General features: G+C 63.0%; 19 protein-coding genes. 5 read left to right on the top strand and 14 right to left on the bottom strand.

The window, feature by feature from the left end; all coding sequences use genetic code 11:
• Positions 1 to 100 precede the first annotated feature (100 nt).
• The 4 genes from thrC to xerD form a co-directional block, all read right to left on the bottom strand.
• Positions 101 to 1,510, bottom strand: coding sequence for a threonine synthase (gene thrC, locus AC1RGE_RS12900; RefSeq protein WP_011059452.1), 1,410 nt, complete (start codon positions 1,508 to 1,510; stop codon positions 101 to 103).
• Between the two features lie 107 nt (positions 1,511 to 1,617).
• The gene (locus AC1RGE_RS12895; protein ID WP_011059451.1) at positions 1,618 to 2,922 is read right to left on the bottom strand and encodes a homoserine dehydrogenase; all 1,305 of its coding nucleotides are present in this window, start codon (positions 2,920 to 2,922) and stop codon (positions 1,618 to 1,620) included.
• A gap of 134 nt (positions 2,923 to 3,056) precedes the next feature.
• Positions 3,057 to 3,788 carry a thioredoxin fold domain-containing protein gene (locus AC1RGE_RS12890; protein ID WP_011059450.1) on the bottom strand — a complete coding sequence of 244 codons (732 nt, stop codon included), beginning with the start codon at positions 3,786 to 3,788 and terminating at the stop codon, positions 3,057 to 3,059.
• 149 nt (positions 3,789 to 3,937) lie between these two features.
• A complete protein-coding gene (xerD, locus tag AC1RGE_RS12885) occupies positions 3,938 to 4,834 on the bottom strand; it encodes a site-specific tyrosine recombinase XerD (protein WP_011059449.1) in 897 nt (298 codons plus the stop codon).
• Between the two features lie 107 nt (positions 4,835 to 4,941).
• Between xerD and AC1RGE_RS12880 the strand changes: the two genes are divergently transcribed.
• The gene (locus AC1RGE_RS12880) at positions 4,942 to 6,744 is read left to right on the top strand and encodes a cation:proton antiporter (protein WP_492584403.1); all 1,803 of its coding nucleotides are present in this window, start codon (positions 4,942 to 4,944) and stop codon (positions 6,742 to 6,744) included.
• A gap of 69 nt (positions 6,745 to 6,813) precedes the next feature.
• Here AC1RGE_RS12880 and AC1RGE_RS12875 read toward each other — a convergent pair whose 3' ends face one another.
• Entirely contained in the window at positions 6,814 to 7,227 is a 414-nt protein-coding gene (locus AC1RGE_RS12875; protein WP_019094772.1) for an acyl-CoA thioesterase, read from the bottom strand.
• A 324-nt stretch (positions 7,228 to 7,551) separates the two neighbouring features.
• On the opposite strand from AC1RGE_RS12875, the gene AC1RGE_RS12870 reads away from it, so the two are divergent.
• On the top strand, positions 7,552 to 9,678 hold the full coding sequence (locus AC1RGE_RS12870) for a DUF4132 domain-containing protein (protein ID WP_492584401.1): 2,127 nt from the start codon (positions 7,552 to 7,554) through the stop codon (positions 9,676 to 9,678).
• A gap of 58 nt (positions 9,679 to 9,736) precedes the next feature.
• Here AC1RGE_RS12870 and rplS read toward each other — a convergent pair whose 3' ends face one another.
• The 5 genes from rplS to ffh form a co-directional block, all read right to left on the bottom strand.
• A complete protein-coding gene (gene rplS, locus AC1RGE_RS12865; protein ID WP_009047143.1) occupies positions 9,737 to 10,087 on the bottom strand; it encodes a 50S ribosomal protein L19 in 351 nt (116 codons plus the stop codon).
• Between the two features lie 45 nt (positions 10,088 to 10,132).
• Positions 10,133 to 10,906, bottom strand: coding sequence for a tRNA (guanosine(37)-N1)-methyltransferase TrmD (gene trmD / locus AC1RGE_RS12860; protein WP_019094770.1), 774 nt, complete (start codon positions 10,904 to 10,906; stop codon positions 10,133 to 10,135).
• The gene (rimM, locus tag AC1RGE_RS12855; RefSeq protein ID WP_011059444.1) at positions 10,888 to 11,424 is read right to left on the bottom strand and encodes a ribosome maturation factor RimM; all 537 of its coding nucleotides are present in this window, start codon (positions 11,422 to 11,424) and stop codon (positions 10,888 to 10,890) included. Before rimM ends, trmD begins: the two co-directional genes overlap by 19 nt.
• 5 nt (positions 11,425 to 11,429) lie before the next feature.
• Positions 11,430 to 11,681, bottom strand: coding sequence for a 30S ribosomal protein S16 (gene rpsP, locus AC1RGE_RS12850; RefSeq protein ID WP_007927680.1), 252 nt, complete (start codon positions 11,679 to 11,681; stop codon positions 11,430 to 11,432).
• A 250-nt stretch (positions 11,682 to 11,931) separates the two neighbouring features.
• Positions 11,932 to 13,308, bottom strand: coding sequence for a signal recognition particle protein (ffh, locus tag AC1RGE_RS12845; protein WP_011059443.1), 1,377 nt, complete (start codon positions 13,306 to 13,308; stop codon positions 11,932 to 11,934).
• A gap of 209 nt (positions 13,309 to 13,517) precedes the next feature.
• Here ffh and AC1RGE_RS12840 point away from each other — a divergent pair, with 209 nt between their 5' ends.
• The 3 genes from AC1RGE_RS12840 (at position 13,518) to AC1RGE_RS12830 (ending at position 17,176) form a co-directional block, all read left to right on the top strand.
• On the top strand, positions 13,518 to 14,330 hold the full coding sequence (locus AC1RGE_RS12840) for a cytochrome C assembly family protein (protein ID WP_011059442.1): 813 nt from the start codon (positions 13,518 to 13,520) through the stop codon (positions 14,328 to 14,330).
• Between the two features lie 9 nt (positions 14,331 to 14,339).
• The gene (locus AC1RGE_RS12835) at positions 14,340 to 15,569 is read left to right on the top strand and encodes a transporter associated domain-containing protein (RefSeq protein WP_053156496.1); all 1,230 of its coding nucleotides are present in this window, start codon (positions 14,340 to 14,342) and stop codon (positions 15,567 to 15,569) included.
• A gap of 290 nt (positions 15,570 to 15,859) precedes the next feature.
• Entirely contained in the window at positions 15,860 to 17,176 is a 1,317-nt protein-coding gene (locus AC1RGE_RS12830) for an MFS transporter (RefSeq protein WP_072443094.1), read from the top strand.
• Positions 17,177 to 17,254: 78 nt separating this feature from the next.
• Here the strand turns inward: AC1RGE_RS12830 and purT are convergent, their stop codons facing one another.
• The 4 genes from purT to AC1RGE_RS12810 form a co-directional block, all read right to left on the bottom strand.
• Positions 17,255 to 18,436 carry a formate-dependent phosphoribosylglycinamide formyltransferase gene (gene purT, locus AC1RGE_RS12825; RefSeq protein ID WP_015634276.1) on the bottom strand — a complete coding sequence of 394 codons (1,182 nt, stop codon included), beginning with the start codon at positions 18,434 to 18,436 and terminating at the stop codon, positions 17,255 to 17,257.
• Between the two features lie 93 nt (positions 18,437 to 18,529).
• Positions 18,530 to 18,997, bottom strand: a complete 468-nt coding sequence (locus AC1RGE_RS12820) for a hypothetical protein (protein ID WP_015634275.1) — start codon at positions 18,995 to 18,997, stop codon at positions 18,530 to 18,532.
• A 132-nt stretch (positions 18,998 to 19,129) separates the two neighbouring features.
• A complete protein-coding gene (locus tag AC1RGE_RS12815; protein WP_011059437.1) occupies positions 19,130 to 19,345 on the bottom strand; it encodes a DUF1289 domain-containing protein in 216 nt (71 codons plus the stop codon).
• Positions 19,342 to 19,866: a gamma carbonic anhydrase family protein gene (locus AC1RGE_RS12810; protein WP_011059436.1), complete on the bottom strand. Its 525-nt coding sequence runs from the start codon at positions 19,864 to 19,866 to the stop codon at positions 19,342 to 19,344. Before AC1RGE_RS12810 ends, AC1RGE_RS12815 begins: the two co-directional genes overlap by 4 nt.
• Between the last annotated feature and the right edge of the window lie 10 nt (positions 19,867 to 19,876).

Below are 19,876 nucleotides of genomic sequence, written 5' to 3'. Positions count from 1 at the left end.
CCGGGCCTCCCGGCGTCTTGCGAGCCACACTCATGCCACTGGGGCAAGAAAAAACAAAGCCCGTCAGAGGACGGGCTTGTTAGTCGGCAAAGCCAATGAATCAGAGCGGCTTGCCACGATTGCCGTGCTGGCTGACAAAAGCCTGCACCGCTTTCAGGTCGTTGGCCAGGACCGTGCAGCGCTCTTCACGCTGGAACAGGTCGGACAGGTGCGCCGGCAGCTCCAGAGCCTTGCCGACACCGGCCTTTTCCACCGCATCCGGGAACTTGACCGGGTGCGCGGTGCCCAGGACCACCATGGGTGTATCCAGGCTGCGCCGGCATTCACGGGCAGCCTTGACCCCGATCGCGGTGTGCGGGTCCAGCACTTCGCCGGTCTGGGCGAAGACTTCGGCGATGGTTTCGCAGGTCTGCTCGTCGTTCACCGCCAGGGAGTCGAACAGCTTGCGCGCTTCGGTCCAGCGATCCTGTTCGACGCTGAAACCGCCGCCCTGCTTGAAGCTGTCCATCAAGGCCGCCAGGGCCGCGCCGTTGCGACCGTGCAAGTCGAACAGCAGACGCTCGAAGTTCGACGAGACCATGATGTCCATGGACGGCGACAGGGTCGCGTGCAGGGTTTCCTTGACGTACTGATTGCCGCTCATGAAGCGGTGCAGGATGTCGTTGCGGTTGGTGGCGACGATCAGTTGGCTGATCGGCAGGCCCATGTTGCGCGCCAGGTAGCCGGCGAAGATGTCGCCGAAGTTGCCGGTGGGCACCGAGAACGCGATGGAACGTGCCGGGCCGCCCAACTGCAGGGCCGCGTGGAAGTAGTAGACGATCTGGGCCATGATCCGCGCCCAGTTGATCGAGTTCACCGCCACCAGGCGAGTGCCCTTGAGGAAGCCCTGGTCGGCGAAGCTGGCCTTGACCATTTCCTGGCAGTCGTCGAAGTTGCCTTCGATGGCGATGTTGTGGATGTTCTCGCCGAGGATGGTGGTCATCTGCCGGCGCTGCACTTCCGATACACGGTTGTGCGGATGCAGGATAAAGATGTCGACGTTGTCGCAACGCTTGCAGCCTTCGATGGCCGCCGAGCCGGTGTCACCGGAGGTGGCACCGATGATCACCACGCGCTCGCCGCGCTTCTCCAGCACGTAGTCCAGCAGGCGACCCAGCAGTTGCAGGGCGAAGTCCTTGAATGCCAGGGTCGGGCCATGGAACAGCTCCAGCACCCACTCGTTGCCGTTGAGCTGGCGCAGCGGCGCAATGGCGTTGTGGGAGAAGGCGCCGTAGGTTTCTTCAAGGATCTTCTTGAAATCGGCGTCCGGAATGCTGCCGGTGACGAACGGGCGCATGACCCGGAACGCCAGCTCGTGATACGGCAGGCCAGCCCAGGAAGCGATTTCTTCCTGAGTGAAACGCGGCAGGTTCTCTGGCACATAGAGACCGCCGTCGCTGGCCAGACCTGCCAGCAGCACATCTTCGAAATTCAGGGCCGGTGCCTGGCCACGAGTACTGATATAGCGCATGGGGACAAACCTTCGGTTTGAGCCTCAAGCCGCAAGCTTCAAGCCTCAAGTCAAAGCCGATCAGCTTCTGACTTGGCGCTTGCCGCTTGCCACTTGCGGCTGCTTCATTAATTCAAATGTTCGACGCGGATACGCACCACCGGGCCAACGACGCCCTGCAGGGCCTCCAGGGCGGTGATCGCATCGTTGATGTGCTGCTCCAGAACACGGTGGGTCAGCAGGATCATCGGCACCAGGCCGTCCTGCTCTTCCACTTCCTTCTGCATGATCGATTCGATGTTGATGCCGCGCTCCGAGAGGATGCTCGCCACCTGGGCCAGTACGCCCGGGTGATCCTTGGCCTGGATGCGCAGGTAGTAGGCGCTCTCGCAGGACTCGATCGGCAGGATCGGATGATCCGATAGCGAGTCAGGCTGGAACGCCAGGTGCGGCACGCGGTTTTCCGGGTCACTGGTCATGGCGCGAACCACGTCCACCAGGTCGGCCACCACCGAGGAAGCGGTCGGCTCCATGCCCGCGCCGGCGCCGTAGAACAGGGTCGAACCGGCAGCATCGCCATTGACCATGACCGCGTTCATCACACCGTTGACGTTGGCGATCAGGCGATCGGCCGGAATCAGGGTCGGGTGCACCCGCAGCTCGATACCGGCCTCGGTGCGGCGCGCCACACCCAGGTGCTTGATGCGGTAGCCCAGGGCCTCGGCGTAGTTCACGTCGGCGGTGGTGAGCTTGGTGATGCCTTCGGTGTAGGCCTTGTCGAACTGCAGCGGGATACCAAAGGCGATGGAGGCCAGGATGGTCAGCTTGTGCGCGGCATCGATGCCTTCGACGTCGAAGGTCGGGTCGGCTTCGGCGTAGCCCAGGGCCTGGGCTTCGGCCAGCACGTCTTCAAAGGTGCGGCCCTTCTCGCGCATTTCCGAGAGGATGAAGTTACCGGTGCCGTTGATGATCCCCGCCAGCCAGTTGATACGGTTGGCCGAGAGGCCTTCGCGGATCGCCTTGATCACCGGGATGCCACCGGCAACGGCGGCTTCGAAAGCGACGATCACGCCCTTCTCCTGGGCCTTGGCGAAGATTTCGTTGCCGTGCACGGCGATCAGCGCCTTGTTCGCGGTGACCACGTGCTTGCCGTTCTCGATGGCCTTGAGCACCAGGTCACGGGCCACGGTGTAGCCGCCCACCAGCTCGATGACGATATCGATTTCAGGGTTGGTGGCCACGGCGAAGACATCGTTGGTAATCGCAATACCGGTCGTTTGGAACTGCGGCTTTGGCGTACGGGTAGCAATCTGCGCTACTTCGATTCCACGCCCGGCACGGCGGGCAATCTCCTCGGCGTTGCGCTGAAGTACGTTTAGGGTACCGCCACCGACAGTACCCAGCCCACAGATGCCTACTTTGACCGGATTCACTCTGAACTCCCCATAAAACGGCCGACTCTAGGCCGGCCGTGGAATACAGCCGCAAACTGCGCGGCTCTCTATTAATGGCCCGCCGGCTTGGCCGGCGGGCCATGATCGTCAAAGGCTAGCGTGACGATGCAGGATTATTTCGCACCCAGGGCCAGTTTGGCGATCTGCGGTGCCGGCTGGTAGCCGGGAATCACCTGGCCATCAGCCAGAACGATGGCCGGGGTGCCGTTGACGCCGATCGACTGGCCCAGGGCGAATTGCTTGGACACCGGGTTGGCGCACTTGGCGGCCTTGATTTCCTTGCCGTCGACCATCTTGTCCATCGCGGCTTTCTTGTCCGCCGAGCACCAGACCGCCTGCAGCTGTTCGTCACCCGGCGAGCCCAGGCCCTGGCGCGGGAACGCCACGTAGCGCACTTCCACACCCAGCTTGTTCAGCTCGGGCACTTCGGCGTGCAGCTTGTGGCAGTACGGGCAGGTGGTGTCGGTGAACACGGTGATGTGGGTCTTGGTCTCGCCAATGGCTGGATAGACCACAGTTTCCGCGACCGGAATGCCGTTGATCAACTTGGAAATGCCCAGGCGCTCGGTTTTTTCGGTGAGGTTGACCGGCTTGCCATCCTTGAGCTGGAACAGGTAGCCCTGGACCACGAACTGGCCGTCGGCGCTGGCGTACAGCACACGGCTGCCCTTGAGCTTGACTTCGTACAGGCCACCCATGGGGCTGGCGGTAATGCTTTCCACAGGCGTTTCGAGCTGCAGGGTCTCGAGGCTCTTGCGGATGGCTTTCTCGGCACTGTCATCGGCCATGGCAAAAGTGCTGAGCAGCGCCAGGGAGGCGGCGGCAAAAATCTGGGTCAAGCGCATGGGAACTCCTGAAGGCGGGCAAATGGGCCACTCGCAGCGATCACCATGGCAACCGCTCGCAAACAGCCGTTTTGCAAACCGGCAAAGCCTATCACATCTGTTTGCCGGCACCGACTACGGGCGACGCAAAGCGCGGCCCGGAAGGCAAATCAACCGCGCGGATGGTGCTTGGCGTGCAGATCCTGCAGCCGGGCGCGGGCCACATGGGTATAGATCTGGGTGGTGGACAGATCGCTATGGCCCAACAGCATCTGCACCACTCGCAGGTCGGCGCCGTGATTGAGCAGATGGGTAGCGAAGGCATGGCGCAAGGTGTGGGGCGACAGCGCCTTGCCGATCCCGGCGACCTTGGCCTGGTGCTTGATCCGATGCCAGAAGGTCTGGCGGGTCATCTGCTCGCCACGCAGGCTGGGGAACAGCACGTCGCTGGGGCGCCCGCCCAGCAGCTCGGCACGAGCATCACGCATGTAGCGCTCGACCCAGACAATCGCCTCCTCGCCCATGGGCACCAGGCGCTCCTTGCTGCCCTTGCCCATGACCCGCAGCACGCCCTGGCGCAGGTTGACCTGCTCCAGGGTCAGGCTGATCAGCTCGGTAACCCGCAGGCCGCAGGCATAGAGCACTTCGAGCATGGCCCGGTCGCGCTGGCCGATGGCCTCGCTCAGGTCCGGCGCGGCCAGCAGCGCTTCCACATCCGCCTCCGACAGCGACTTGGGCAACGGACGCCCCAGTTGCGGCATGTCGATCTGCAAGGTGGGATCGATTTCAATCAGCTTTTCCCGCAGCAGATAGCGATAGAAACCACGCACGCCCGAGAGGAATCGCGCTGTCGAGCGGGGCTTGTAGGCTTGCTCCACGCGCCAGGCCAGGTGATCGAGGATCAGCTCGCGCCCGGCCCGCGGCAACTCCAGCCCCTGCTCCTGCAACCAGCCGTTGAACAACGCCAGGTCACTGCGATAGGCGTCGCGCGTGTTGTCGGACAGGCCTTTCTCCAACCACAGGGCGTCGAGAAAACGGTCGATCAGGGGGTGGTCGATGGCAGGCATAAAGACTCGAAAGGCGCGGCCCAGAGGCCAGGCGTAAAAAAATAGTGAACTGCGCGCAGGGTCGCTAGTCTTTCATAGCCAGCCATTTTCAGGAACAGGGTGCATTGATGAGTGAACAACAGATTCTGCTGGCCTTCGGCGGCATCGGCGTGGCCGCGCTGGGCTGCCAGTGGCTGGCCTGGAGGCTGAAACTGCCGGCCATTCTCTTTCTGTTGCTCAGCGGCATTCTGGCCGGGCCGATACTGGGCTGGCTCGACCCGCAGGAGATGTTCGGCCCGCTGCTGATGCCCCTGGTTTCGCTGGCGGTGGCGCTGATCCTGTTCGAAGGCAGCCTGACCCTGCACCTCTCCGAGTGGCGCGAGATCGGCAGTGTGGTGCACCGCCTGGTGACCATCGGCGCACTGTCCACCTGGGCCGTGATCACCCTGGCCACCCACTGGCTGCTGGGCTTCGACTGGATGCTGGCCCTGCTGTTCGGCACCCTGACCCTGGTCACCGGACCGACGGTGATCGTGCCCATGCTGCGGGTAGTGCGGCCCAAGGCTTCGATCGCCAATATCCTGCGCTGGGAAGGCATCGTCATCGACCCTATCGGCGCCCTGCTGGCGGTGGTGGTCTACAGCTTCATCATCGCCAGCGCCGAGGGCGCCGGTCTGAGCCAGAGCCTGCTGACCTTTGGCGGGGTGATTCTGTGCGGCAGCCTGTTCGGCATCGCCGGCGGCTGGGTCCTGGGCAGCATCATGCGTCGCCAGTGGCTGCCGGAATACCTGCACAACCTGGCAACCCTGGCGGCAGTGCTGGGAATCTTCATCGCGTCCAACCAGGTGATGCACGAATCCGGGCTGCTGGCGGTGACCCTGATGGGCATGTGGATGGCCAACATGAAGGGCGTGGATGTGCGGCACATCCTGCACTTCAAGGAAAACCTCAGCGTGCTGCTGATTTCCGGGCTGTTCATCCTCCTGGCGGCACGCCTGGACCTCAAGGCGCTGATTGCCCTGGGCCCGCTGGTGCTGATCCTGCTGCTGGTGATCCAGTTCATCGCCCGGCCACTGAACGTGCTGCTGTCCACGGCCGGTTCCAACCTCAACTGGCGTGAACGCGCCTTGCTGGCGTGGATAGCCCCACGGGGGATTGTTGCGGCAGCAGTGTCAGCGATCTTCGCCATCCGCCTGGATGAAGCCGGTCATGAGGGGGCATTGCTGCTGGTGCCACTGACCTTTGCCGTGATCATCGGCACCGTGGTCCTGCAAAGCGCCACGGCTCGCCCCCTGGCGCGCCTGTTGAAAGTCGCCGAGCCGGCGCCCAGCGGCTTTCTCATCGTCGGCGCCAACGGCCCGGCACGGACCCTTGGCAAAGCCTTGCAGCAACTGGGCAGCCGGGTGCTGTTGACCGACTCCAGCTGGGAAAACATTCGCGCGGCGCGCATGGAAGGGCTGCCCACCTATTTCGGCAACCCGGCCTCGCAGCACGCCGATGCCCATCTGGACCTGGTGGGCCTGGGCCACTTGCTTGCACTCTCGCCCTCAGGAGAGCTGAACACCCTGGCCGCCATGCGCTTTCGCCACGACTTCGGCCACCAGCGCCTGTTCGCCCTGGCCAACAGCCAGGAAAGCCGGCGCACCGACAAGCACCGGGCCAGCCACGAACACCGCGGCCAGTTGCTGGGCAACGAGGCCTTGACCTACACCAAGCTGGCCAGCCTGCTGGGCCAGGGCGCGGAGCTGTACAGCACCAACCTGACCGAAGCCTTTGGCTGGGACGATTACCAGGCCCTGCACGGCGAACGCGCCACCCTGCTGTTTGCCCGCGACAGTAGCGGCTGGGTGCATGTCGTCACCCCAGACAGCAGCCTCAAGCCGGCGGCAGGCTGGACGCTGCTGGCCCTGATCCAGCCCGAGTCCCTGTAACGCTCCCCCTTGCAGGAACTGGTTTGCCAGCGAAGAGGCCCGATGGCTTATTCGCCGGCACGCCGGCTCCTACGTCGCAAACCCTGGAAGCACCGGCACCGGGCGCTTGTCATCGTCGATGGCGACAAAGCTGAACAAGCCATGGATGGCCTTTTCCCGACCATCACAGCTCATGCTCTCTACAAACACCTCGACTTCGACCTTGAGGCTGGTGTTACCCACCTTCACCACTCGTCCCACCAATTCGACGATCGAACCTGCGGCAATCGGATGGTTGAAATCAATGCGGTCGGTGGACACCGTCACCAGCGGCAGCCGGCAGAAACGGGTCGCGGCGATAAACGAAACCTCGTCCATCCAGGCCAGGGCAGTGCCGCCGAACAGGGTGTTGTGATGATTGGTGGTGGACGGGAATACCGCCTTGGTCACGCGGGTCACCGAGAGTTCGGTACGGCGCTGGATTTCTTGCTCACGAAGGGTCATCGGACTACTGCCTGAATGGATGGATCCGCGCACGGGCACGCTGCGGGCATGGCACGCCCATGAGCGCTGCAGGGCAGCGACCCAAGGCTGGATGGGAATAATCGGGGCGGCCCGCCTGTGGATAGAACCAGGCCAGGATTGCCGGGAGGATGCGACGCACCCTGGGCGTCCGTGCGGGCTGCACGGATCGGGCGATCACACTTTATTGGGCCGGCGAGTATATCGCCGCCCGGCAGGGGCCGAAAGAACCCGCCAGGGGCCAGAGGCCACAACCGGCGATAAAAAATGCGATTATCCGCGCACTGAAAAAGGAGACCCGCCGCCATGGATGCCCCGCTCGCGCCTTCGCTCGTCGCACACCTGCAACAACGCCTGAACCCCGACCGAGTGGATCATCCGAACTTCATCGGCCCGCCGCCCGACATCAGCCCATTGACGCCCGCTCAATTGGGCAGCCTGTGGCCGGCCATCCGCCGGGCCCTGCGCGACCATGCCAACCCGGCGGCACAGCAACTGGCGACCGCGATCGTGCAACAGGCCACGCAACTGGAGCTGAGCCCGGCCCTCGATCAAACCACCCTGCTGGAGGCGCTGCGCAGTTGCGTGAACTGGCAGGAAGCGCTGGAACAATTGGCCTGTTTCAGCGGAACACCGAGCTCCGCCCTGACCGAGGAACTGCGCAGGATCCTTGCGGAACCGGGCCCACAGTGGGCGCTGTACTACCACCAGGCGTACGTGCTGGCGCAATGGGTGGATGAAGAAACCCGCATGGCTCTGCGGCGTTGCGTGGAACAACACTACGCCGATGCGCCCTACGCCCGGCAGGAGTTCGAACTGCTTGGGCAACTGGAGCCTCGCTCACGGCAGGCCCTGGCCGGCAGCGAGTACTGGACCGGCCATCATCACCTGAGCGCCGATCCGGCCAGGGTGCTGATGGATGACGCGGCGTACGTCGAATTCTCACAGCAGATCATCAATACCGCAGCCCAGCGCCTGGACGCCATCCACAGCGGCGCCACGCCCTATGTGGCCGATGGCGCCTTTACCACCGACGACACTCCGGTGATCGCCCGCGCCGCGCGGGTCGCCCTGCTGCGCGATGCCTCCTGGCTGCCGCCACTGATGGACATTTTGCTGCCCAAGGCCTGCGTCGCCCCGACCCAGGCCAAGACTGCGCCGTCGCAGTCCCTGGCCATTGCCCTGGGGCATTGCATCGAGCAGGTACCAACCCCGGAAAGCGTGCAGGCACTGCGCAGTGCCCTGGGCCTGGTGCGCCATGCCAGCATCCAGAAAAAACTCGCCCGCAACCTCAAACCTGCCGAACGCGGCCTGGCCCAACGCCCCGAGATCGCCCTGCGCCTGGCCCCCACCAGCACGCCCGGCAAGGCCCAGCACGGGCTTCTGGCCAGTTGCCTGGAATCCGGGCTGTGGCAAGCCTTTGAGTTGTCTTTCAGCGACTGGCGAGCGCAACTGGCGGACTCCGCCGTGGGCTCGCCCTTTGCCCGCTCACTGGTTTGGGTTGCCCATTGCACAGATGGCCAACACCGCAGCTTCCTGCTGGACGCAAATGCGCAAGCGCTAGACTCCCGGGGCCAACCGCTGAGCCTGGATGCCGGGTGCAGGATTTCGCTATGGCACCCACTGTCAGCCAACGCCGCAGAGCGCCACGCCTGGCAGGCCCTGATCAGCGAACGCCGGATCAAACAACCGCTGCGCCAAGTGTTTCGCGAGTACTACCTGCCCTCTCAGCAAGAGCTGGAAAGCCACACCTGCCAGGCATTCGCCGGATACAGCCTGTCCATCCGCCCCCTGATCGGCCTGGCCCGCCGCGAAGGCTGGAAGATCGACAGGGACAGCGGCCTGAGCCGGAACCTGGGGGATATCCGGGTGAGCTTTGCGGTGGACGCGGCACTCTATCCGGGGCTGCAGGGGCACTGCCTGTCCGGCAGCGCAAGCTTCGCTCGGCGCACCGATAAACACTGGCAGCCGATGCTGCTGCAGGATGTGCCGCCGCAGGTGTTTTCAGAAGCCTGCCGGGCCATCGACCTGCTGGTGAGCGTCAGCAGTTTCGCCATCGAAGAGCTGGCACAAAGCGCCACCGGCCAGCCCCTGCCGCAAATGCCGGCCACCAGGCGCGAGCAACGCCTGAACCTGCTGGCCGGGCACAACCTCACCCAGATGGCTCTGATGCGCCAGCACGTGCTGGGCAGGGCTTTCGCCCCACTTATCGAGCAGGGGGTGTTGTCGATGGAGGGGCGCCATGCCCGCATCGGCGACCATGCGGTGCATCTGGCCACCGGGCGCGTGACACGCGATGGCGAACCCGTGGAGATGGCCCTGGCGGCGCAAAGCGGCAAATTGACCGCCGTGCCCTGGCTGCCTTATGACGAGGTACTGCTGGAACGGATCGCCAACACGGTCTGCGCCCTGCTGAACCGCTCCGGGCATTAAATGACAGGCAACAAAAAAGCAGCCCGTAGGCTGCTTTTTTCTGCATCGGAAGCTGGACTTAAGCCAGTTTTTCCTTGATGCGAGCTGCTTTACCCGACAGGTCGCGCAGGTAGTACAGCTTGGCTTTACGCACGTCACCGCGACGCTTGACAGCCATGCTGTCGATCTGCGGGCTGTAGGTCTGGAAAGTACGCTCTACGCCAACGCCGTTGGAGATTTTACGTACGGTGAACGCGCTGTTCACACCGCGGTTGCGCTTGGCGATAACTACGCCTTCGAACGCCTGCAGACGGGAACGATCACCTTCCTTCACTTTCACCTGAACGACAATGGTGTCGCCCGGGGCAAAGGCTGGGATCTCTTTGGTCATCTGCTCTGCTTCGAGTGCAAGGATGATTTTGTTGGTCATGCTGTGCTCCTAAGGTAAATCGTCGGATCTACCATCGATACGTTGTTAACTATCGTCCCGCTCGCGGAGATATTCCTCGAGCAGCTTCTTCTCTTCTCCAGAAAGCGAGCGGCTTTCCAGAAGATCGGCGCGTCGTTCATAGGTCCGACCAAGGGACTGCTGTAAACGCCAACGCCGGATGTGTGCGTGGTTGCCACTTAGCAACACGTCGGGAACACGCTGATCCGCATACACCTCCGGTCGGGTGTAGTGCGGGCAATCCAGCAGACCGTCCGTGAAGGAATCTTCCTCCGCGGAATCCACATGCCCTAAAGCTCCGGGCAGCAGTCGCGTAACCGCATCAATCAGGACCATCGCCGGCAGCTCGCCACCGGAGAGTACATAGTCGCCAATCGACCACTCTTCATCGACATGAGCATCAATAAAACGCTCGTCAATGCCTTCATAACGACCAGCAATCAGGATCAATGCATCCTCATTCGCCAACTCGCGCACCGCCGACTGATTCAGTTGGCGGCCTTGGGGCGACAGGTAGATCACCTTCGCGCCCTCCCCGGCTGCGTTTCTGGCCTGAACCAGTGCATCTTCCAGGGGCTTGATCTTCATCACCATGCCCGGACCACCGCCAAACGGGCGATCGTCCACAGTGTGATGTCGATCCGTGGTGTAGTCTCGCGGATTCCAACAGGTCAGCTGCAACAGCCCCTGTTTCACCGCGCGGCTGGTTATGCCGTACTCGCTGATGGCGGAGAACATCTCGGGAAACAAACTGATCACTTCTACGCGCAAGTTAGCCACGCTTAGAAGTCCGCATCCCATTCCACCTTCATCTCGCCCGCGGCCAGGTCGACGGCCAACACGCATTGCTCGGTATAGGGCAACAGGCGTTCGCGATCATCCAGGCTGCCAGCGCAAGGCTTGACCACCATTACATCGTTCGAGCCGGTCTCCAGCAGGTGATCGATCTTCCCGAGCAGTTGCCCGAGGCCGTCGATAACCTTGAGACCTTGCAGCTGGTACCAGTAGTACTCGCCGTCGGTCAGTTCAGGGAACAGGCTGCGCGGCACGCAGATCTCGTAACCGGCCAGAAGACGAGCTTCCTCGCGATCATCAAGACCCTTGAGCTTTGCGACCAGGAACTTGTCGTTCCCGCGTCCGCTGACCAGCTCAACCTGCTTCACGCTACCTTCGCGCTTGAGCGTCCAGGTTTTGTAGTCCAACAGGTTTTTAATCGGATCAGTAAAGGAAAAGACCTTCACTTCGCCGCGAACGCCATGAACAGAGTAGATTTTGCCGATAACGATCAAATCATCAGCAGGAGCTGGCGTCGCGTTCATAGGGTTCAGGCTGCAGCCTTAGCCGATTCCTTCAGCAACTGAGCAACACGCTCAGAAGGCTGTGCACCAACGCTCAGCCAGTAGGCTACGCGCTCTTGGTTCACGGACAGGCGGACTTCTTGACCACGAGCGATCGGGTTGAAGAAGCCAACTTGTTCTTTGTGCGAACCGTCGCGTGGGTTGCGGCTGTCGGTCACGGTCAAGTGGTAAAACGGGCGCTTTTTGGAGCCGCCAAGGGCAAGACGGATTGTTAGCATGTGAACATCGTTCCTGTAGTCGGTGCTGCAAATCTAAATGCACAGCGGGCATGGGTGCCCGAAAGGCCGCATATTCTAAGGAATATCCGGACTTTTGCAAATGACTTTTTCCGGCGCCCGTCGGCTGCCATTCAGATTTGCCATGGAGCTGCCGCAAGCGACAGCGAGTGAGCGCACCCCAATCGAGGGTTTGCCCGGGATTCCACGTCCCCGTGGAAAAAGCGCCGGCATGACGGCCGGCGCGGATTCTTCAGATCTTCGGCATGCCGCCGCCGGGCAACATACCGCCCATGCCGCGCATCATCTTGGCCATACCGCCCTTGGCGGAGAACTTCTTCATCATCTTCTGCATCTGCTTGTGCTGCTTGATCAAGCGACCGATGTCCTGCACCTGGGTGCCGGAACCCAGGGCGATCCGGCGCTTGCGCGAACCGCTGATCAGCTCGGGGTCGCGGCGCTCGGCCGGGGTCATGGAGTTGATGATGGCTTCCATCTGCTTGAACTGCTTCTCTGCCGCGCCCTGGGCATTGCCCATCTGCGCCAGGTTCACGCCACCGATGTTCGGCAGCTTGTCCATCAGGCCGCCGAGACCGCCCATGTTCTTCATCTGCTGCAACTGATCGCGGAAGTCTTCGAGGTCGAAGCCCTTGCCCTTCTTCAGTTTTTTAGCAAGCTTGTCGGCCTTGTCCTTGTCGAGGGTCGCTTCAGCCTGTTCGATCAGGCTGAGCACGTCGCCCATGCCGAGGATGCGCGAAGCGATGCGCTCAGGGTGGAACGGCTCCAGGGCTTCGCTCTTCTCGCCCATACCGATGAACTTGATCGGCTTGCCGGTAATGGCCCGCACCGACAGCGCGGCACCACCACGGGCATCGCCGTCGACCTTGGTCAGGATCACACCGGTCAGCGGCAGCGCGTCGCCAAAGGCCTTGGCGGTGTTGGCGGCGTCCTGACCGGTCATGGCGTCGACCACGAACAGGGTTTCCACCGGCTTGATGGCCGCGTGCAGCGCCTGGATCTCGTCCATCATCTCGCTGTCGATGTGCAGGCGACCGGCGGTGTCGACAATCACGACATCGATGAACTTGAGCTTCGCTTCCTTAATAGCCGCTTCGGCGATAGCTACCGGCTTCTGGCTCAGGTCCGATGGGAAGAAGGTCACGCCAATATCATTGGCCAGGGTTTCCAGCTGTTTGATAGCCGCCGGACGGTAGACGTCCGCGGAGACCACCATCACGCTCTTTTTCTTGCGCTCTTTAAGGAAGCGCGCAAGCTTGCCGGCGGTGGTGGTCTTACCCGCACCCTGCAGACCGGCCATCAGCACCACGGCCGGTGGCACTGCGCTGAGGTTCAAATCTTCGTTGGCCGCGCCCATCAGGCTTTCCAGCTCGGCCTGGACGATCTTCACAAAAGCCTGGCCCGGCGTCAGGCTGCGGGACACTTCGGTGCCGACCGCACGCTCCTTCACGGAGTTGACGAAGTCCTTGACCACCGGCAACGCAACGTCGGCTTCGAGCAGCGCCATGCGCACTTCGCGCAGGGTGTCTTTGATGTTGTCCTCGGTCAGCTTGGCCTTGCCGGTGACATGGCGCAGCGTCTGCGAGAGACGGTCGGTTAGGTTTTCAAACATGCTCGATCCTTTCAGGCCCAAGGTAGACCGGGGGTAATGGCGGCCCAGAGCGTAATAAACAGGTGCTCGATGAGCCTGCGGCGTGGGCAGGTCGCGGATTATAGCGAAGACTGTGCGTGGCGGACACCTCGCCGTCTGCTTGCCTGGTCTTTCAGGGCTCTGGGTTCTATGCCAAACTCAGCGACTTTCGGGCCTGCCTAACAGGATTTATGCTCCCCTTGTCACCCAGTTTGCTACCCACCCTCGCCGCCGCCGTCCTTTATGCCGCTGCGACCTTCTACCAAGGCTCCCGCCTGGCCACAGGCGCCAAGGCGAACAAGCGCCTGCTGGTTACGCTCGGCATCCTGGCCTTGCTGGCCCATGCCGCCAGCCTGCTGACCCACTTGCTGACTCCGGTCGGCCTGGGCCTGGACTTCTTCAGCGCCGCCAGCCTGATTGCCGCTGCAGTCATCGCCCTGACCCTGCTGGCCTGCTGGCGCATCCCGGTGGAAAACCTGCTGGTACTGCTGTTCCCGCTCGGCGCCCTGACCGCGCTACTGGCGCAATTCGTCCCCACCGGCACAGTGCCGGTGATCGATGAGGAACCCGGGATCCTCGCCCACATCCTGTTGTCGATCCTGGCCTACGGCATGTTCACCATCGCGGTGTTCCAGGCCTTGTTGCTGCTGGTGCAGGACCATCAGTTGAAGAACAAGCACCCGTCCGGGCTGATCAGGAACTTCCCGCCGCTGCAAACCATGGAAAGCCTGCTGTTCGGTTTTCTCTGGGCCGGCTGGACCCTGCTGTCGCTGTCGCTGATCTCCGGCTGGCTGTTCGTCGAGAACCTGTTCGCCCAGCACCTGGTGCACAAGACACTGCTGGCCTGCCTGGCCTGGGTAGTGTTCAGCGTGCTGCTATGGGGCCGCAATCGCCTCGGCTGGCGCGGGCACAAGGCAATTCGCTGGACCCTGGCAGGTTTCTGCCTGCTGATGCTGGCCTACTTTGGCAGCAAGCTGGTTCGTGAATACATCCTGCACATCTGACGACCGGCCATGACCGATTCCCTGCCCACCGGGCCCATGCTCGCGGTAATCGCCCTGCTCATCGTCTGGTCGGGCCTGTTCACCGCTATCGATGCCGCCCAGCAGCACCTGCTGACCCTGCGCGGCAACTCGCGCAATGGCGACAAGTCCCAGGCACGCCTGGCCTTCCCCAAGGAAAGCCTGATCCTGTGCAATACCCTGTGCCGGGTCCTGGCGGTGATCATCAGCACCCTGCTGGCGCTGTTCTACTGGGCGGAAAATGGCCCCTGGCTGGCCTGCCTGATCAGCACCTGCGCCCTGCTGGTGCTGGCCGAATACCTGCCGCGAGCCCTGGCCGTGCGCTACCCGGAAGGTACCTTGGGCTTTGGCAACAGCCTGCTGCTCATTCCGATGAAAATCGTCTATCCCCTGGCCTGGCTGCTCGACACCCTCAGCCAGTTGCTGCTGCGCCCGTTTGCCCGCAAGGCCGGCGCGGTCAAGCACAGTGACGACGACCCGGCGCTGCTGGACGACGAGCCCACGCCACAGGAGCCACACGCCCTGTCCGGCATCCACGCCCTGGACAACATCACCGTCAATGACATCCTGGTGCCCCGCAGCGAAGTGGACGGCATCAACCTGGACGACCCGATCGAGGACATCATCGCCCAACTGCGCCTGAACAGACGCACACGGCTGCCGGTGTTCCACAGCGATATCAACCAGGTCGAAGCGGTGCTCAACACCCGGCAGATCCGTCACCTGCTGCCGGACGCCAGCCTGACCAAGGACGCCCTGCTGGCGGCCTGCCACGAGCCCTACTTCGTCCCGGAAAGCACCCCGTTGCAGTTGCAACTGCTCAACTTCCACAAGCAGCAACGGCGCCTGGGCATGGTGGTGGACGAATACGGCGAAGTGCTGGGCATCGTCACCCTGGAAGACATCCTCGAAGAAATCGTCGGCGAGTTCGAAAGCGAGCACAGCCTGGACAACCCGCACATCCACCCCCAGGCCGATGGCCGCTATGTGGTGGAAGGTGCGGCATCGATCCGCGAGCTGAACAAGAGCCTGGGCTGGCACCTGCCCAGCGACGGTCCCAAGACCCTCAACGGCCTGGTCACCGAAGCCTTGGAAACCATCCCCGACAGCGCGGTGTGCCTGAAAATCGGCCGCTACCGCCTGGAAATCCTCGAAACCGAGGAAAACCGCGTCAGCCGCGTACTGATCTGGCACACCAGCAGCGTCCCCGCCCGCATCTGATCGCCTGCCGCCGCAGCCAATGGCGCCCCTGAAGGTCGAAAACCTTCTCGCCAGCCCGGCAGCCGCCAAGCCCCTTGTTGAATCGTTAGCCGCCTTTCTATAATCGATCCGCTTACCCAAGCCCTGTGCAGACCCGCTTGCTACCCGCACCCAGCGCAAATCTGCCGATAACCAGCCCTTCTGTTCGACGTCACTCCCATCCCGAGGGACGACCGCGCCAAACCCACATCCCTGGGTGCTCGACCATAATAATTCGCTCCACCGGAGCACAGACTGTCAGGGATAACCGCATGACGACCAGCACCGCCTACAGCGCCACCACGCCTGCCCAACCGAGCAATTCCGCCTCGCGGGTGGCCACTGCCAGCTTTATCGGCACCGCCATCGAGTTCTACGACTTTTACGTCTACGCCACCGCCGCCGCACTGGTGATAGGCCCGGTATTCTTTCCCCAGACCTCCGGCACCGCCCAGATGCTCTCGGCGTTCCTGACCTTCGGCATCGCCTTCCTTGCCCGCCCCCTGGGCTCGGCACTGTTCGGCCACTTCGGCGACCGTATCGGACGCAAGTCGACCCTGGTTGCCTCGCTGCTGCTGATGGGCGTGTGCACCACCCTGATCGGCGTACTGCCAGGCTACGCCAGCATCGGCGCCTGGGCGCCCATCCTGCTTTGCGTGCTGCGCTTCGGCCAGGGCCTTGGGTTGGGTGGCGAATGGGGCGGCGCCGCGCTGCTGGCCACGGAGAACGCACCGGAAGGCAAGCGCGCCTGGTTCGGCATGTTCCCGCAGTTGGGCCCCTCCATCGGTTTTCTCGCTGCCAACGGCCTGTTCCTGGCCCTGGCCATGGGCCTGGATGACGAACAGTTCCGCTCCTGGGGCTGGCGCATTCCCTTCCTGCTCAGCGCCGCCCTGGTGATGGTGGGCCTGTACGTGCGCCTGAAGCTGCACGAAACCCCGGTCTTTGCCAACGCCGTGGCACGCCAGGAACGGGTGAAGATGCCGCTGGTGGAACTCTTCAGCCAGTACTGGCTGCCGGTACTGCTGGGCGCCGCGTCGATGGTGGTGTGCTACGCCCTGTTCTACATCTCCACGGTGTTTTCCCTGAGCTACGGCGTCGCTACCCTGGGCTACAGCCGGGAAACCTTCCTCGGCCTGCTGTGCTTCGCCGTGCTGTTCATGGCCGCGGCCACCCCTCTGTCGGCCTGGGCCAGCGACCGCTTCGGGCGCAAGCCGGTGCTGATTGTCGGCGGCGTGCTGGCGATTCTGTCCGGCTTCACCATGGAACCCCTGCTGACCCAGGGTTCCACCGCCGGCGTGGCGCTGTTCCTGTGCATCGAACTGTTCCTGATGGGGGTCACCTTCGCCCCGATGGGCGCCCTGCTGCCGGAACTGTTCCCGACCCGCGTGCGTTATACCGGCGCTTCGGCGGCGTACAACCTGGGGGGCATCGTCGGAGCTTCGGCCGCGCCGTTCTTCGCCCAGAAACTGGTGGCGATGGGCGGTTTGAGCTGGGTTGGGGGGTATGTTTCAGGGGCGGCGATCCTGAGCCTGATCGCGGTGCTGTGCCTGAAGGAAACGCGCAATAACGATTTGAATCGGGTCGCTTGAGCGACCGCTTCGCGAGCAAGCTCGCTCCTACAGGTTCAATCCGGGCGCTGTAGGAGCGAGCTTGCTCGCGATGCTTTTTTACAGCTCGACCACCACCGCTTGCGCAGCACGGGTCGCCTTGGCCCGGGCGGCTTCGATCGACTCGTCACGCGCCAGGGCTACGCCCATGCGGCGCTGGCCATTGACTTCCGGCTTGCCGAACAGGCGCAGCGCAGTGTCCGGCTCGCTCAGGGCGGCACCGAGGTTGGCGAAGGCGGTCTGGGTGGATGTGCCTTCTACCAGGATCACCGCCGAAGCCGAAGGGCCGAACTGGCGGATCAGCGGAATCGGCAAGCCGAGAATGGCCCGCGCATGCAGGGCGAACTGGGACAGGTCCTGGGAAATCAGGGTCACCAGGCCAGTGTCGTGTGGGCGCGGCGACACTTCGCTGAACCACACCTGGTCGCCCTTGATGAACAGTTCCACGCCAAACAGGCCGCGGCCCCCCAGGGCCTCGGTGACAGCCTTGGCCACCCGCTCGGATTCGGCCAGGGCTTTGGGACTCATGGCCTGAGGCTGCCAGGATTCCTGGTAGTCGCCCTTTTCCTGACGATGGCCGACCGGCGCGCAGAAGGTGGTGCCGCCCACATGACGCACGGTCAACAGGGTGATTTCGTAGTCGAAGTCGATAAAGCCTTCGATGATCACCCGGCCCTTGCCGGCACGGCCGCCTTCCTGGGCGTAGTCCCAGGCTTTCTGCACGTCGTCGACGCTGCGCAGCAGGCTCTGGCCCTTGCCCGAGGAACTCATCACCGGCTTGACCACGCACGGGAAGCCCAGGTCTTGCACGGCCTTGGAATAGTCTTCGAAGGTGTCGGCGAAATGGTACGGCGAGGTCGGCAGGTCCAGCTCTTCAGCGGCCAGGCGCCGGATGCCTTCGCGGTTCATGGTCAAGGAGGTGGCCCGGGCGGTGGGGATCACGGTGAAGCCCTCGGCTTCCAGTTCCACCAGGGTCGCGGTAGCAATGGCTTCGATTTCCGGCACGATGAAGTGCGGCTTCTCGGCTTCGATCACGGCCCGCAGCGCCGCGCCATCAAGCATGTTGATCACGTGGCTGCGATGGGCCACCTGCATCGCCGGAGCGTTGGCGTAGCGGTCCACGGCAATCACCTCGACACCCAGGCGTTGCAGCTCGATCACCACCTCCTTGCCCAACTCACCACAGCCACAAAGCAAGACGCGGGTCGCGGTTGGCGACAGTGGAGTTCCGATACGAGTCATCTGAAGGTCCTCAAAGGAGCGGATCATCGAGGGCCGAGCGCCAGGCGGGCGACCCATGGGGAGCGGCATTTTACATGAAGCGCGGGCTTTGGCTCAGCCGGCGCACGCCGCTTTGCGCAAACGCCAGGCCATGGCCAGCCAGACCACGGTGACACCGGCGAACTTCGAACCCAGGGCGGTCAGGATCACCCCAGGGGTCAAGGCATCGATCATGCCGAAGAAGATGAAGGTATCCAGGGGAATGCTCAGGGCCGAGCTGATCCATAGACGATCATGCAGGGGCCGCTTGGTGATACTGAACACCAGCCAGTCGATGCATTCCGAGACGGCGAATGCCGTGGCACTGGCCAGGGCGATGGTCGGATCGGAGGTCACATAGGACAGCACCAGGGCCGCCAGCATCGCGACGATGGCGCCGTGGCCGAAACGAGTCTGCACCATGTCCCGCAGGACAAACACCAACCCGCCCCAGGCCGACCAGATGATGTCCAGATGCGGGGCAGACGAAAAGGCGTAGTTGATCAGCACGACACTGCTGATATAGGCGATCAGGAAGAACATGGGGGCCAAGGGTACCTGTCAGGAAGGTGCACAGGTTACTGCAGGCCCGGGGCTGGGCCAAGAAGCCCTTTCGCCAGCACGCTGGCACCTGCACAAGATTGCAGGAGCCGGCTTGCTGGCGAAACGAGCGGATCAACTTGCCGAGCTGGAGCCGATCATCCACAGCAAGCCGCTGGACTTGGCCCGCTCATGGCACAGGGCCAGGACCGCACGCCGCTCGGCGTTGTCCATGCGGCTCCAGCGGGTGATCTCGTCCACCGTGCGCTGGCAACCGGTGCAGATATCCTGCTCGTCCAGGGCACAGATGCTCACGCAGGGCGAAGCGACGGGTCTTTCAGGGGCTGTCATTGTTCTTGCTCAACCAGGTCTCGGGCATAACGCTGGGCATTATGAACGTAGTGCGCGGCGCTGGCTTCGAGCATTTTCTTCTGCGGCTCGGTCAACTCCCGTACCACCTTGCCTGGCGAGCCCATGACCAGCGAACCGTCGGGGATTTCCTTGCCCTCGCCGATCAGCGAGTTGGCGCCGATGATGCAGTTCTTGCCGATCTTCGCGCCATTGAGGATCACCGCGTTGATGCCGATCAGGCTGTAGTCGCCCACGGTGCAGCCGTGCAGCATGGCGTTGTGGCCGATGGTCACGCCGGTACCGATGGTCAGGGGAAAGCCCATGTCGGTGTGCATCACCGTGCCATCCTGGACGTTGCTGTGCTTGCCGATCAGGATCAGTTCGTTGTCCCCGCGCAGCACGGCGTTGAACCAGACGCTGGCTCCCTCCTCCAATTTGACCTTGCCCACCAGCGTGGCATTCGGGGCAACCCAGCTCTGTGGATGGGTCTCGACTCGGGCGTCGCCCAGGCGGTATTTCATCTTATTGTCC

The sequence above is a fragment of the Pseudomonas sp. GW823-FHT02C05 genome, assembly GCF_058797595.1.
This window is presented reverse-complemented; position numbering and strand designations above follow the sequence as displayed.

Excerpts from the sequence above, each read along its gene's own strand:
- thrC (WP_011059452.1), bottom strand. The coding sequence starts at position 1,510 with ATGCGCTATATCAGTACTCGTGGCCAGGCACCGGCCCTGAATTTCGAA.
- AC1RGE_RS12890 (WP_011059450.1), bottom strand. The coding sequence starts at position 3,788 with ATGCGCTTGACCCAGATTTTTGCCGCCGCCTCCCTGGCGCTGCTCAGC.
- xerD (WP_011059449.1), bottom strand. The coding sequence starts at position 4,834 with ATGCCTGCCATCGACCACCCCCTGATCGACCGTTTTCTCGACGCCCTG.
- AC1RGE_RS12880 (WP_492584403.1), top strand. The coding sequence starts at position 4,942 with ATGAGTGAACAACAGATTCTGCTGGCCTTCGGCGGCATCGGCGTGGCC.
- AC1RGE_RS12875 (WP_019094772.1), bottom strand. The coding sequence starts at position 7,227 with ATGACCCTTCGTGAGCAAGAAATCCAGCGCCGTACCGAACTCTCGGTG.
- AC1RGE_RS12870 (WP_492584401.1), top strand. The coding sequence starts at position 7,552 with ATGGATGCCCCGCTCGCGCCTTCGCTCGTCGCACACCTGCAACAACGC.
- rplS (WP_009047143.1), bottom strand. The coding sequence starts at position 10,087 with ATGACCAACAAAATCATCCTTGCACTCGAAGCAGAGCAGATGACCAAA.
- trmD (WP_019094770.1), bottom strand. The coding sequence starts at position 10,906 with ATGGGATGCGGACTTCTAAGCGTGGCTAACTTGCGCGTAGAAGTGATC.
- rimM (WP_011059444.1), bottom strand. The coding sequence starts at position 11,424 with ATGAACGCGACGCCAGCTCCTGCTGATGATTTGATCGTTATCGGCAAA.
- rpsP (WP_007927680.1), bottom strand. The coding sequence starts at position 11,681 with ATGCTAACAATCCGTCTTGCCCTTGGCGGCTCCAAAAAGCGCCCGTTT.
- ffh (WP_011059443.1), bottom strand. The coding sequence starts at position 13,308 with ATGTTTGAAAACCTAACCGACCGTCTCTCGCAGACGCTGCGCCATGTC.
- AC1RGE_RS12840 (WP_011059442.1), top strand. The coding sequence starts at position 13,518 with ATGCTCCCCTTGTCACCCAGTTTGCTACCCACCCTCGCCGCCGCCGTC.
- AC1RGE_RS12835 (WP_053156496.1), top strand. The coding sequence starts at position 14,340 with ATGACCGATTCCCTGCCCACCGGGCCCATGCTCGCGGTAATCGCCCTG.
- AC1RGE_RS12830 (WP_072443094.1), top strand. The coding sequence starts at position 15,860 with ATGACGACCAGCACCGCCTACAGCGCCACCACGCCTGCCCAACCGAGC.
- purT (WP_015634276.1), bottom strand. The coding sequence starts at position 18,436 with ATGACTCGTATCGGAACTCCACTGTCGCCAACCGCGACCCGCGTCTTG.
- AC1RGE_RS12820 (WP_015634275.1), bottom strand. The coding sequence starts at position 18,997 with ATGTTCTTCCTGATCGCCTATATCAGCAGTGTCGTGCTGATCAACTAC.
- AC1RGE_RS12815 (WP_011059437.1), bottom strand. The coding sequence starts at position 19,345 with ATGACAGCCCCTGAAAGACCCGTCGCTTCGCCCTGCGTGAGCATCTGT.
- AC1RGE_RS12810 (WP_011059436.1), bottom strand. The coding sequence starts at position 19,866 with ATGAAATACCGCCTGGGCGACGCCCGAGTCGAGACCCATCCACAGAGC.